At 30.9% G+C, this 13,870-nt stretch carries 13 protein-coding genes; all 13 read left to right on the top strand.

What is annotated here, in order from left to right:
- Positions 1–3 precede the first annotated feature (3 nt).
- The 13 genes from FVB9532_RS12765 to FVB9532_RS12825 all read left to right on the top strand — a co-directional run bounded on the left by FVB9532_RS12765 (position 4) and on the right by FVB9532_RS12825 (position 13,844).
- Positions 4–726, top strand: a complete 723-nt coding sequence (locus FVB9532_RS12765) for a sulfotransferase family 2 domain-containing protein (protein ID WP_150545569.1) — start codon at positions 4–6, stop codon at positions 724–726.
- 3 nt (positions 727–729) lie between these two features.
- Positions 730–1,647, top strand: coding sequence for a DUF6625 family protein (locus tag FVB9532_RS12770; protein ID WP_150545570.1), 918 nt, complete (start codon positions 730–732; stop codon positions 1,645–1,647).
- A 3-nt stretch (positions 1,648–1,650) separates the two neighbouring features.
- Complete coding sequence (locus FVB9532_RS12775) at positions 1,651–2,667, top strand: acyltransferase family protein (RefSeq protein ID WP_150545571.1); 1,017 nt, start codon at positions 1,651–1,653, stop codon at positions 2,665–2,667.
- A 2-nt stretch (positions 2,668–2,669) separates the two neighbouring features.
- Positions 2,670–3,485: a sulfotransferase family 2 domain-containing protein gene (locus tag FVB9532_RS12780; RefSeq protein ID WP_150545572.1), complete on the top strand. Its 816-nt coding sequence runs from the start codon at positions 2,670–2,672 to the stop codon at positions 3,483–3,485.
- Positions 3,485–4,618: a glycosyltransferase family 4 protein gene (locus FVB9532_RS12785; RefSeq protein WP_150545573.1), complete on the top strand. Its 1,134-nt coding sequence runs from the start codon at positions 3,485–3,487 to the stop codon at positions 4,616–4,618. The genes FVB9532_RS12780 and FVB9532_RS12785 overlap by 1 nt, the downstream gene beginning before the upstream one ends.
- A gap of 8 nt (positions 4,619–4,626) precedes the next feature.
- Positions 4,627–5,748, top strand: a complete 1,122-nt coding sequence (locus FVB9532_RS12790) for a glycosyltransferase (RefSeq protein WP_150545574.1) — start codon at positions 4,627–4,629, stop codon at positions 5,746–5,748.
- 12 nt (positions 5,749–5,760) lie between these two features.
- The gene (locus tag FVB9532_RS12795; protein WP_150545575.1) at positions 5,761–6,795 is read left to right on the top strand and encodes a glycosyltransferase family 4 protein; all 1,035 of its coding nucleotides are present in this window, start codon (positions 5,761–5,763) and stop codon (positions 6,793–6,795) included.
- Complete coding sequence (locus FVB9532_RS12800) at positions 6,795–7,967, top strand: glycosyltransferase family 4 protein (RefSeq protein ID WP_150545576.1); 1,173 nt, start codon at positions 6,795–6,797, stop codon at positions 7,965–7,967. The genes FVB9532_RS12795 and FVB9532_RS12800 overlap by 1 nt, the downstream gene beginning before the upstream one ends.
- 578 nt (positions 7,968–8,545) lie before the next feature.
- Positions 8,546–9,934: an asparagine synthase-related protein gene (locus tag FVB9532_RS12805; protein WP_150545577.1), complete on the top strand. Its 1,389-nt coding sequence runs from the start codon at positions 8,546–8,548 to the stop codon at positions 9,932–9,934.
- Position 9,935: 1 nt separating this feature from the next.
- Positions 9,936–10,826 carry a glycosyltransferase family 2 protein gene (locus FVB9532_RS12810; RefSeq protein WP_150545578.1) on the top strand — a complete coding sequence of 297 codons (891 nt, stop codon included), beginning with the start codon at positions 9,936–9,938 and terminating at the stop codon, positions 10,824–10,826.
- The gene (locus tag FVB9532_RS12815) at positions 10,823–11,602 is read left to right on the top strand and encodes a sulfotransferase family 2 domain-containing protein (RefSeq protein WP_150545579.1); all 780 of its coding nucleotides are present in this window, start codon (positions 10,823–10,825) and stop codon (positions 11,600–11,602) included. The genes FVB9532_RS12810 and FVB9532_RS12815 overlap by 4 nt, the downstream gene beginning before the upstream one ends.
- Positions 11,589–12,521: a glycosyltransferase gene (locus FVB9532_RS12820; RefSeq protein WP_150545580.1), complete on the top strand. Its 933-nt coding sequence runs from the start codon at positions 11,589–11,591 to the stop codon at positions 12,519–12,521. Before FVB9532_RS12815 ends, FVB9532_RS12820 begins: the two co-directional genes overlap by 14 nt.
- Positions 12,522–12,677: 156 nt before the next feature.
- Positions 12,678–13,844 carry a glycosyltransferase family 4 protein gene (locus FVB9532_RS12825; protein WP_150545581.1) on the top strand — a complete coding sequence of 389 codons (1,167 nt, stop codon included), beginning with the start codon at positions 12,678–12,680 and terminating at the stop codon, positions 13,842–13,844.
- Positions 13,845–13,870: the final 26 nt, after the last annotated feature.

Below are 13,870 nucleotides of genomic sequence, written 5' to 3' on the forward strand. Positions count from 1 at the left end.
CAAATGGGATATAAAAGAAAAATTTTAAAACTTTTGCCAAAGGCAGTACAAGTAAATATTGAGGACTATGTGAGGAGAAAAAGAAATATTAGAAAATTTAAGCCTGATCAATATTTAAATCCCCAATTTCATTCTTCAATTGCAGCTTTAGATTATTATCAATGCATTTTTGTACATATACCTAAAAATGCAGGATTATCTGTATGTTATACTTTATTTGGAAATACCGGGGGGAGTCATAGAAAAATTAAAAGTTACAAAGATTTATTTGCTCCTAAAACATTCAAAAAGTATTTTAAGTTTACGTTCGTTAGGAATCCGTGGGATCGATTGGTTTCTACTTATTTTTTTTTAAAAAAAGGGGGGGTGACAGAGAAAGACCGTATTTGGGCAGAGAAGAACATTATGCATTATGAAAGTTTTGAAGATTTTGTGAAACAATGGCTCACTATAGAAAACATTCATAACTCATTACATTTTCAGCCACAATATAGTTTTATAGAAAATAAATTCGGGGAGATAGATATGGATTTTATAGGTCGTTTTGAAAACCTTGATAACGATTTTATGTATGTTGCAAGTAAATTAGGAATCAATAGAAAATTAAAGAAAACTAATAAATCTATACGAAATAAAAATTATAAAAGCTATTATAGTCGAGAAACTAAAGAGATTGTAAATAAAGTATATCAAAAAGATATTTGTTTATTTAAATATACATTTTAATTGATGAAATCAATTCTGCTTATCATACCTTATTTTGGAAAATGGCCGATATGGTTTGAAGCTCATTTAATATCAATAAAGTATAATCCAAGTATCAACTGGTTATGTCCTACTGATTGTAAGATTCCGGAAGAACATCCTGAAAACATAAAATTTCTAAAAACAAATTTAGAAAATTTAAATAAACATGTAAATGAGGTTGTTGATTGCGAAGTTCCATTGACTCCAAGAAAATTTTGCGATTTAAAACCTGCCTATGCCCATATTTTTTCAGAGGAAGTTGAAGTTTATGATTTTTGGGGTTTTTGTGATTTGGATATCATTTGGGGAGATATTCGAAAATTTATCACTCCACAACTATTAGAAAATTATGATATTATTTCCTCTCGAAAGGAGGCTATATCGGGTCATTTTAATTTGTTTAGAAATTCAGAAAAATTAAACAAATTATACCGTGAAATACCCAATTATAAAAAACTTTTTGAACATCCTAAATTTCAATGGACAGATGAAAAAATATTGACAGAATTTTTAAAAAATAAATCTTTTAAAAAAGGTCAGGATGTTAAAGTTTATTGGGCTAAAATATTATTAAATAGCGATAGTAAAGGTAGAGCTCATCAAGAATATGAGTTTGATAAATGGATATGGGAAGAGGGTAAGGTAAAAGACGCTATAACTAAAAAAGAAGTTATGTACTTACATTTTATCAATTGGAAACGTACAATGAAGTATTCTGAAATAGCCTACAAAGATGATGCTGAAAAGTTTTATATTTCTTTTAATGGGATGCACTATAAAAGGCATAGTTTGTTTAAAAAACTACAACGAACATTTATTAATATTTTAAATGGTTATTATGTAAAAGAAAGAAGGAGGAAGAGAAAGGTATGGTTAAAAAAAATTAAAAGGAAACTATAAGATATGTTTGGTATACTAAGAACAATATTAGCCATAAATGTAATTCTATTACATATTTTTAATATTCCAACATTAGGAAATTATTCTGTTACTTTTTTCTTTATGCTTTCCGGTTTTTTAATGACCTTAGTGGTCAATGAAAAATATGGTTATAGTATAAAGGGATTTAAAGTTTTTTGGATCAATCGTATTCTTAGGCTATTTCCGATTTATTGGATAGTAGGTTTTATAACTATAATAGTACTTTTTATTGTCCCTGCTTACTTACCTAAACATCCGGCTATGTTTTTTCCTAATTCACTTAGTGATTGGGTTTTTAATGTAACTATGATTTTTCCTAATATTGTTCCTCATCGTATAACCCCACGTTTAATCCCTCCCTCTTGGGCTATAACCAATGAATTAGTCTATTATCTATTAATCTCATTAGGTATTTCTAAAAATAAAAGAATAACAATTTTTTGGTTCTTTGCAAGTGTAGCTTACTATATCTTTACATATTTATTTTACGATCTTGCTACATTTAGATATAGTGCTATCCCTGCTGCTTCACTTGCTTTTTCTATTGGGGCATTAATGTATTGGTATAAAGAAAAATTTAACTTATTTACCAAACCAAAAAAAATAATAATTGTTTTTTTAGTAACTTCTTTTTATATAAATGGATTTTTTAGTAGTGATATTCAGAAATTTTTAATTAAAGATATTTCAATTTATATAAATTTAATTTTAGCATTTTTATTAATAACAATTTTATTTAATTTAAATACTTCTAAAAAAATAAGAAAAGTTGATAATTACATAGGGATGTACTCTTATCCGTTTTATATTAGTCATTATTTAGTGGCTCTTATTTATATTTTCTCCATAGGTTATGGGGGAATTAATAATAGTTTTAAGTTGACCAGTGCAGCATTACCATTTTATTTTTTACTTCTTATAATCTTTACATTTCTATTAATTCATTTTATAGATTATCCAATAGAAGCCTATAGATCTCATATAAAGAAAAAAGCTTAATTATGATTTTTTTTATTCATATTCCCAAAACAGCGGGGACCACATTTTATGAGATTGTAAAAAAAAATCATGATTTTTTTTTAAAACCTAAAGCTGAATTTTTATCCAAAGAAAAATACTTGATTGAAAAACTAAGTAGTAATAAAAGTATTGCAATCCGTTTGCCAGGAGGATATGAAACAGCTCCTGAGCTGCTAAATAATATTGTGAAAAATATAAATGGTTGTGATACTTCAAAAATTGATTTTATAGGTGGTCATGTAGGTTATGGTGTTCATAGGCTAATAAATGAGAAAGTAGATTATATTTCATTTTTGAGAGAACCGAAGAAAAGACTTATTTCAGACTTTAATGAACATCATAAAAACGGGCGTTTTTTTTATAAAAAATTACAGAATTCAAATTTTGATTTTAATATTTATTTGGAATTACTTTTAGAGACTGGTTTAGATAATTTATTAACTCGGCAGCTAGCAGGTCCTCATGACTTTTTTTTACAGAAAAAAATGAAAGTTTCTCCTGATATTTTCAATAAAGCTTTAAGTAATAGTGAGAAAATAATTTTTTTGGATATGGAGAAATTTGACGAGTCATTATTCTTTTTCAATAAAAAATTTAATTGGAAGAATACTAGTTATATTAAAAAAAATGTTTCTACAAAGAAAAATGAAAAACATAATTATGATAAAAAATTGCTGAATGAGATTATTAAATACGATTTAAGACTTTATGATAAAATTCAACAAAAAGTAGTAAATAATTCTGATTTAAATTTTTTACAGAAAATTAAATTGCAGATAGATAATTTTTTGAGATAATGAAAATTTCCTTATTGCACCCTTTTTCAGCAGAAGCTATCGGTATAAAAGAGTCTGACTTATATTATTCCCATAGTAAATCTCAAGAACTAGCTTTACAAAAACTTCAAAATGATGGATATAATATATATATCGATTATTTCACTCAAAGATATTTTCCATACAAAAAAAAGATTAAAAATTTAACCAAAAGGTTTTGGCCGGTTACTTATCCGTTAATAAAAAAAGGAGCTTGGCGAAAACAATATTCAAAATTTCATGAAATAGCTCCAGTAAGTGATGTCACGATAATTAATATGTCTGGTCATGGTAGTGGTTATACTTTTGCGTATGCAAAGAAACTTAAGGCTAAGTCTAAGCCCTATGTTGCGATGATAGGAGGTGTAAATATGTCTTTGAAAGGAGTGGCGTTAGAGTACTATAAAAATGCAAATCATATTTTAGTTCATACCTTATCACAAAAAAAACAATTACAAAAAGATAGCGAATTTGCAAAGCTTGATATTAGGGTATTGCCCCTTGGTATTGACACTTCTCTATTTAAGGCTAAGTTGACTTCTGACACGAATTCAGGTCAACTTTATCAACTTTTATATGTAGGCAGGATTTCTAGATTGAAGCGTATTGAAATTGCTATAGAAACAGTTTGTTTTTTAAAGGACAGAGGTTTAAATGTACAGCTTGATATTATAGGTTTTAATAGTGATACCAATTATAAGTTAGAATTAATAGAAATAATTCATAGCTTAGAAATAGAAAAGAACGTTAATTTTCTAGGATCTAAAAAGCAAAAAGATTTGGTCGAGCACTATCAACAAGCAGATTTGTTGTTATTGCCTAGTGAACACGAATCTTTTGGAATGGTGATGGTTGAAGCTATGGCTTGTGGTACAGGAGTTATTGCAATTAAAGGTTCAGTTGGCCCTGAAGAAGTTATTTGTAATGGAGAGAATGGATATGTTTGTAAAAAAGAATGTTACGCTCAAAAAATATTTGATTTAATTCAAAATGTTTCAGAATTAAAATCTATGAAAGAAAAAGCAGCTGAAACTGCAAAAAAATATTATAGTATTGAGGCTACCTATAAAGTTTTAAAGAAATCTGTGGAAGATGCCTTAAAGCAAAAGCAATAAGCAGTTCTATGGCTAAATTTAAAATCATTATCTATACACCACAAGAACTTAATCATTCTTCTTATATACAAACCGGTTTATTTGAGTTGGAAGCCGATGGGATTATTGAAGTTAAGGTAGTACTAACTACTCAAAGAAGATTAGGAAGGTATGCTATTGAGAATAATCTTTTAAATGTTGATAATAGGCCCCATCCTAAAACTTCCTTCTATAAATTAATCAATCTGGATAGTAAAGAAAAATTATTTTTTGCAACTGATTTATATGATTTTGCTAACCAGTTTTCAAAAGAAGCTATAGAAAAATGTGATTTTATCTTTAAAAGAAGTTTTGAGTCTAAGTATGTGGAAAAATTACCTCGAAATCTCCAACATAAAATATATCCGTTAGGTTTATGTTTTGGGGTACGTTCAATCCATCAAAACTCTCAGCTTTCTTTTTTATTAGGACTTTTTGGGAGTAATTTGAAAATTAATACTAAGTTAGATCGCTCGATTGGAAAAAGATGGATACATACTTGGTATGCTCAACAAAACCATTGGAAGTTTATCAAGACCGGAAGGGAACTTAAGCGTTTTAAAGATTTCCAAAAATCGAATGAGTCTATTATCTTATTTCAAACGCGTTGTTTTAAAGAAAACCAACAAGATGTAATTAATATACACGAACAACGCTATTATATTATTAAGTTATTAAAAAAAGAATTCCCAGAACATTTTCGTGGAGGATTTATCAAATCTAAATTCTTTAATGAAAAATATAGCGATGCTTTATCTAATGTGCCAAGTGATCCAGAAGAATATTTAGATGTTTTAAAGTCAGCAAAAATTGTAATTTATACAAGAGGCTTAGCAAATTCACCGGCTTGGAAAATGGCAGAATATTTATCTCAGGGAAAAATTATTATTGCCGAACCTTTATCTACAGAACTTCCTACGCCTTTGGAACATGGAAAACATCTTTTATATTTTCATTCAGATAAAGAGTTAATTGCCAATATAAAACTTGTTTTAGCGGATGATTACTTAGGAGATAGATTATCTGCTAATGCAAGGAAATATTTTGAAGAGCATGTATCCCCTGAGAAAAATGTAAAGCGTATATTGGAATTGATGAACAGATCACTATAATTAATTAAAACCTTGAAAAAAAATATTATCCATCATCGCTCACCCCATCATTCAGGTTATTCCGGCTATGCATGTTTAATTGATTTTATGGGGGATGTACAAGTTATTCAGGGTAAACCACAAATTCCCTATAAATTGGCTAAATGCTTAGGTGAACTTTCCAGTCAAAAAGCAGGCATATATAATTCTCAAAGTGTACAGAAAGAGATAGAGTTACTGAAAAATATTAATCAATTTTCTAAAGAAAACCCAACTATCATTCATTATTTAAATGGAGAACGTGATATTCGATATTTAATTAAATATAAAATAGGTGGAGAACAGCTTAAGTTTTGTGCTAGCTTCCACAAGCCCCCGGAAGTGCTAGAAAAAACAATTCAAAATACAACTTATCTAAAGAAATTAAATGGGGCAATTTGTGTGGGTAGGAACCAAGTTGACTTTATTAAAGAATGGTTAAAATTGAAACATGTGGAATATATTCCTCATGGCGTAGATACAGCTTTTTTTGAGCCCTTAAAAGAAAAACCTCATTCAAAAAAAATATTGTTTGTAGGACAACATTTAAGGGATTTTGAAATGCTTAATAATACTATGCCGACTATACTTGCAGAGAACAAAGAAGCTTCCCTTGATATTATTTTAAAAAAAGAATTTAAACATAAAGTAAATATCAAATCAACTAAGGTTAGCATTCATAGCGGTATTGATGATTTTACGCTTAAGAAATTTTATCAGAAAGCTAGTTTTTTGTATTTACCTATGTTAGACAGTACAGCTTGTAATTCTATATTAGAAGGAATAGCATGTGGTTTACCCATTATTACTTCAGATGTAGGAGGAAATAGAACCTATTTAGAAGGGACTGGCAATTTTTTGATACCTAAAGAAAACTCACAAAAATTCATAGCTACGGCCCTTCATTTGTTAAGTAATCCGGCAATGTGTGAAGCTATAGGAAAGCAATCTAGAGCATTAAGCTTGAATTATGATTGGAATAAAATAGCCGAAAAAATAGAAAGTTTTTATAAAAGCTTATTTTCCTAATGCAAAAAAAGTTAAAAATAGTCATTTTTGATGGAAGTTTTCAAACTACTACGTTTATTCGCCGATTGATAAAAGGCTTAGTGAGTCAGGGACATCAAGTGTATGTGTTAGGTTTTAACCTTTACAATCCTAGTCCGGTAGAGAGTGTTCATTATGAATCTTTAGGAAGTAATCAAGATAAATTAGAATTACTTACTAAAAGTTTAGCTTTACAAGGCTTGGGAGCCCTCAAAAATCTTTTCAATTTTGATAAAAAAAAGCTACAGGCTAAAAATTTAGCAAAAGTATTAAAGAAAATTAATCCTGATGTGATTCATGCGCAATGGAATTCAGTTTTACCTTGGTTAGAACCCTATTTAGAACATAAAACTTATCCTATAATCTTAAGCCAAAGAGGATATCATACTAATATTCGACCTTTTATTAATACAAAAAATTATGCCTATCTCCAGAGAATTTATCCAAAACTAAGTGGCTTACATTCGGTTTCTGAGGCGATTTCTGAAAACGGAAAAAAAGTCGGAGAAGCTTTTACTAGAATTGATAAAGTAGTCCATACCGGATTGGATTTGAAAAAATTTCCTGTCCTAACTTCTTATCGAAAAAAAAATCGTTTGGAACTTATTTCGGTAGGGAGAGCACATTGGATCAAAGATTATTCAATGGCTATTCGAGCCTGTGCTATTTTAAAAAAAGAAAATATTAATTTTCACTATATAATTGTTGGAGCTGCTGGAAATGAGGAACTAATTTATTTAATTAATTTTTTTAGATTAAATTCGTTTATAAGCCTTACAGAAAAACTACCTTTTGAGGAAGTACAAAAAAAAGTTTTTAGTGCTTCTCTTTCGTTAATTACCAGTATTAAGGAGGGCATCCCCAATGTCGCTGTAGAAGCTATGGCATTGGGAACACCTGTGATAAGTACCGATTGTGGAGGGATGGAAGAATTGATTACCCATCAACAAGAAGGATGGATTATTCCTCGACGGAATCCTCAAGCACTGGCAGATCAAATACAAGCCTTCGTAAGGTTATCCGAGTCAGAAATTGAACAAATTCGGCAAGCTGCTCGTCAAAAAGTGGAACGTGAATTTAATGAAGAACAAATGGTAGTCGGCATGGAACAACTGTATAAAAAAGTATTAAATGCTTATAAACAGTATACTTAATATTGCATAGATTATGTTAGTTTTTAAACAAATACCTGTATCGATCTTAAATATGACTGCGGTTGAGCTTGTATTTAAGCGATTAATTTGTAAACCATAGTTATTAGCTGAAAGCTATGATAAAACCATTTTTTGAAGGAAAGTTAAGTCTAAGAAAAATTTCTCGAATCTGCCTTCCTTTGGTAGGAAAGCTCAAAATGATAGGTAGGTCTTCATTCAACAGTAGTCATTATCAATTGTCTTTTTTTCAGTCAGTAACTTAAAGCTAAAAGCAGTTAGTGATATTTTAGAGGTGAGAGGTGAGTGGATATTGTTGAGTTGACTGTTAGCAATAGGCAGTAATTATAAAACCTGAAGTTAGAAGTAGTGCAGAACTAAAGGGAAAACAGTAAAATGTTACTTCAAGTGATTTGATAAGAATAATAGCAAAGTTGAAATTATATCGAGAGGTCGTGATAAGCTTTTGTTTTTTGGCATTTTAATTTTCAGTAGCTTTTTGGAAGTTAAATAGAACTAAAATGTATACCTTACTTCCTTAATTTTATAATTTTAGTAGAAAATCCGGTAAAAGTGTTTTAGTGAAAAATATAACAACCCCTATTATTCCGGTACAAGCGCAATTTGCCTATACCAATCAACATCAATCCCTTGATTACCGGGCAATTTGTTTATTTGCTGCAACTGGTTTTTTTTGGGATACAGATACATATTGGTGTAACAAAAAAGTACTGTGTCCGGCTACCAGTAATGAAGTAGATGAACAACAAAAGTTAGTTTCCAGCTATTCCTATTTTGATTGGCACTATAGCCCCAAAAAAAACTATTCCTTTCAAGAAGCCCTGAATGATTTTACGGAACTTTTTGAGCAGATTATTGACGAACAAATCGGAGACGAGCAAGCCATTCTTCCCATTTCTGGAGGTTTGGATAGTCGTACACAAGCGGTGGCTTTAAAGCAGTTGGGGAAAAAGGTGACTTCCTATAGCTATTCATTTAGCGGGGGATATTCAGAAAGCGGCATTGCGCAAAAAATAGCAAAAGCTTGTGAGTTTGAGTTTCAGGAATTTCTTATCCCAAAAGGATATTTATGGAATGTAATTGAAGACTTGGCAGAGATTAATCAATGTGCTTCTGAGTTTACCCATCCCCGACAAATGGCAGTACTCCCAGAATTTCAACAAATGAAAGGAACCTTTTCTTTGGGACATTGGGGCGACGTACTATTTGATAAAGGAGCACCTGAGGGCTATACGGAAAAAGACTTGATTGCTTTGGTGAAGAAAAAAGTCATCAAAAAAGGCGGTTTGGAATTAGGAAAATCCCTTTGGCGGGATTGGCAGTTGGAGGGTGATTTTGAAAACTATTTAGAAGAGAGGATTGAAGCTTTGTTGTCTCAAATCAATATAAAAAACCATGTAGGCGCCAAAATGCGGGCGTTTAAGTCCTTATATTGGGCACCGCGATGGACGTCGACCAATCTCTCGGTCTTTGCCCATGCGCATCCCATTACTTTGCCTTATTACGATCATCGAATGTGTAAATTTATCTGTAGCCTACCCGAGGAATATTTAGCAGATCGGAAGTTGCAGATTGCCTATATTCAAAAAAGAAATCCAGAGGTGGCGAAGATTATTTGGGAAGATCAACGCCCTTTTAATTTAAATAATTACCAATATAATAAAATGCCCTATAACTTTCCTTTTAAAGTAGGTAGGAAATTACAAGCGGGGATCAATAAAATTCAACAAAAGAAATTTATTCAACGTAATTGGGAACTTCAATTTCTAGGAAAAGAAAACGAACAACAATTGGAGAGTTACCTTTTTGATGAAAAATTTAATGATTTTATTTCCCGAGAAATCGTGGAAAAGTTTTATAAGAAATTTCAACGCGAAGATGCGGTGTATTACTCGCATCCAGTGAGTATGTTATTAACTCTTTCGGTTTGGAATAAAAAGTTTAATTAATATGAGAGTATCGGTTATTCTTCCTATCTATAATGGCGAGAAAACTTTGATAGCTACATTGGATAGTTTAGTAGAACAAACTTTTCAAGATTTCGAGTTGATTGCCTGCATTGATGGAACCCGAGATGGTTCGGAAAGTATTCTAGAGAGGTACAGTAACAAATTTAAGCAACTAAAAATTTTAATTAACCAAAAAAATAGAGGACTGGGACCAACAATGAATCGTTTGGTATATGAATCTTCCGGAGAATATATAGCCGTTGCTGAACAGGATGACTACTATTATCCAGATCGATTGGCGCTACAAGTGGAAAAACTGGATGATGAACCTTCTATAGGATTGGTGTCCGGAATGTCAGAATTCTTTAATGGAAACAAAATCACCTTTGAATTTCCTGGATTATTAAAATCAGGTAAGCAATATCCCGTAGGTAAAGAAATGTTTTTGTTAAACTATAGAAAGCAAATAAAAGTCGTTAATAGTTGTATGATGTTTAGAAAATCCGTTCATGTGGATAATGGCTTATATTTCACGCAGCATCATCCAAGTATTAGTGTGGATTGGACGTATGTTTTACGTTTTTCTTTAGTGTCTAAAATTGTAGGGATATCCAAAATATTGGTAAGATTGGACCGAAGGGCAAATAGGGATTCGGTTACTTCCAATCATAGTAAGCAATTTCGAGCGAGTAGGGAATTAATTAAAAACTTTTATTACGAATTTCCTGAGCTAATTAGTCAGGAGGATTTTAGGTATGCGATGAATACTCAGCGAAATTTAGAGTTGGGACATTTAGCTGGATTAAAGTTTTTCATTGTTGGAGTTTTTTATTGGATTAGATTTCAAGATAGAAGGTTTTTGAAAAAGGTTCTAAATAGATTTAAAAGATGATTTGTCATAAAAGAAAAGTTATTTTTATTCATATTTCTAAATGTGCAGGTTCAACAATAGAAAAAGCTTTTGGAATTGATGTAGGAAATACTAGAGGTGATTGTTTAAAAAATTTTTATGGCTGGGATAAAAGAGACAAGATTTATTTGCAGCATGCTACCCCACAAGAGTTAATTGATTTAAATAAAATGACCCAAGAACAGTGGGAGAAATATTACAAATTTATAATCATTAGAAATCCTTGGTCTAGGGCAGTTTCTGATTATTTGTGGGTAGTTAAAGGTAGAACTATTGTGGATAGTTTTTCTAATTTTTTAAAGAGAAAAGGTCAGTTTTTCGAAATCCTGAATGACCCTAATCAACCAGCTTATAGAGGTGATCACTTAAAAAAGCAGAAAGAGTATTTTTTATTGAATGGGGAAAAAATAAACTATGATTTAGTGATTAGGCTAGAGAATATAGAGCAAGGTTTAGATGTTTTGAAAATGGATTTAAATTTAGGTTCTGATTTTAAATTTAATAAAACTAATATTGGACAAAAAAAATATAAACATTATAGTTTTTTTTATAATAAAAAAAGAAAAAAATTGGTTGATCAATTTTTTGGAGAAGATGCAATATTTTTTGGTTATGAATTTGAAGATAGAAAAAAAAACCTTGAAAAGATATACGTTCAGTTACCTTCGATATTTCATTTACCTAAAAAGCATTGGCTAAAATTTATAAAGAAAGAAATAAAAAAAATGAAAATATATAGGTTTGTTGAAGAAAATTAAAATTTTATTTACCATTCCTAATTTTGATACGGCCGGGAGTGGTAAGGTGGTTTATGATTTGGTAAAAGGTTTGGATACTTCCCGGTTTGAACCTACGATTGCGGTGGAACATAGCCAAGGGATATTTTTTAAAGAAGTGGAGGAATTAGGTGTGCCCATTTATATACAGCCGATGACCACCCATTATCGACCCTATTTAAGTTTGTATGGTAGGATTAAAAAAATAGCATCTTTTATAAGGCAACATCAATTTGATGTGGTGCATTCTTGGCATTGGAGTAGCGATTGGACGGAGGTGTTGGCGACTATATGGGGAGGTGCCAAATATATCTATACCAAAAAAGCCATGAGTTGGGGGAACAAGCATTGGAAAATAAAAAGCTATTTGAGTGATTTTATCATCACCATTAATCATGAGATGGTGAATTATTTTCCCAAGAAAAAAGACCAGCAATTAATCCCCTTAGGAATTGATACCGACTATTATAGTCCTGCGGGATTTAAGAAAAGACCTAGTGATAAATTTCAAGTGATAAGTGTTGCCAATTTAGTAGAGGTAAAGGGCATAGAAGTATTGGTGGAAGCGGTGGAACTGCTAGGTGATGCTCAAATTGAAGTCAAAATTGTAGGGGATATACGTAGTGATTATGCGAAAAATTTAATCAAATCAATTGAAGAAAAAGGCCAACAAAACCAAATTAAGTTTTTGGGTAAACAACTCGATGTACGGCCTTATTTGGTTAATGCAGATTTGTATGTGATTCCTACCTTAAATAAAGGAAGAAAAGAAGGTATGCCTATGGCTTTAGTGGAAGCCATGAGTATGGCTACTCCGGTTTTGGGTTCTGATATTTCCGGAATCAATTACGTATTAAAGGATTTTCCTAATCTATTGTTTGAAGCTTCTAATGCCTGGTGAGTTGGCTAATAAATTAAAAGAGTTAATGGAGAAGTCTGAAGAAGAATGGAGGGATTTAGGACAAGCTCTTCGAAAGTATTGTGTCAATAATTTTAATATGAAAAAATTTGTTGATGAACATGAATGCTTATATCAAAATATAGTTAGAAAATAAGTATGAAATTAGGATTAGTACTTGCCCAACCCCCTGGCTATTCAGAAACTTTTTTTAATTCCAAAATTAAAGGTTTGCAGCACTATGGTTTTCAAGTGACTTTATTCTGTCAAACAAACGCTAATCAATTTTCATTGTGCGAGGTAAAAACCTTTCCTGGAAAAAGTAAAAATCCATTCATTTTAATTCTTTCTTTTTTAAAAGTATTTATCTCACTAATTCCCCATTTTGATAGAGTTTTAAAATGGTACCGTTTAGAAAAAAATAAGGGAATTATAGAATTTATGACTAAGGTTTATTTGAATGCACCTCTATTAAAAGCTGATTTGGATTGGTTGCACTTTGGGTTTGTAACTATGGCATTAGGCAGAGAGTCTATCTCTAAAGCTATAGGAGCTAAAATGGCAGTTAGTTTTAGAGGATATGATATAAACGTTTATCCGAAGAAATTTCCGGGTTGTTACAGTAAAGTGTGGGATAATGTGAATCAGGTACATTCCATTTCACATTATTTAGAGAAAGAAGCTTTAAGTTTAGGGATGAGCCCCGGTACACCTGTGAAGATTATAACTCCTGCGGTAGATTTAAAAAATATCAATAATAAGTTTAGTGTTGCTAACAAAGCCACTATAAAAATAGTTACAATAGCGCGTCTTACTTGGATAAAGGGTATAGATTTTTTAATAGAAGCAGCAGCTATACTTCATGAAAAGAATATAAATTTTGAGTGGATAATCATAGGAGAAGGGAGCGTTCCACAAAGAGAACGATATTTGTATCATATTTTCGAAAGAAAACTAACGAAAAAGGTTTTTTTAGTAGGAAAAAAATCACACGCTGAAACAATTAATTTAGTTAATGAAGCAGACTATTATATTCAAACAAGCCTAAATGAAGGATTTTGTAATGCTGTACTAGAAGCTCAGGCATTAGGAAAGCTGTGTATTGCTTTTAATACTGGAGGTCTTTCAGAAAATATCCTAGATAATAAGACCGGTTGGTTGGTAAATAACTTTGATTCAAGAAAATTAATAGAAAAATTAGTTAAAATTATAAACTTGCCCGAGGCGAAAAAATATGAAATAGCTATAGCTGCCAAAAATAGGGTGGAAGAGCAGTTTAATATAGAAAAACAACAAGAAGAATTTGTCCAATTTTATAAATTTTAGATTAAATGATCACTCAACAAACTATT

Source organism: Mesonia oceanica (genome assembly GCF_902499555.1).
Taxonomy (GTDB): Bacteria; Bacteroidota; Bacteroidia; order Flavobacteriales; family Flavobacteriaceae; genus Mesonia; species Mesonia oceanica.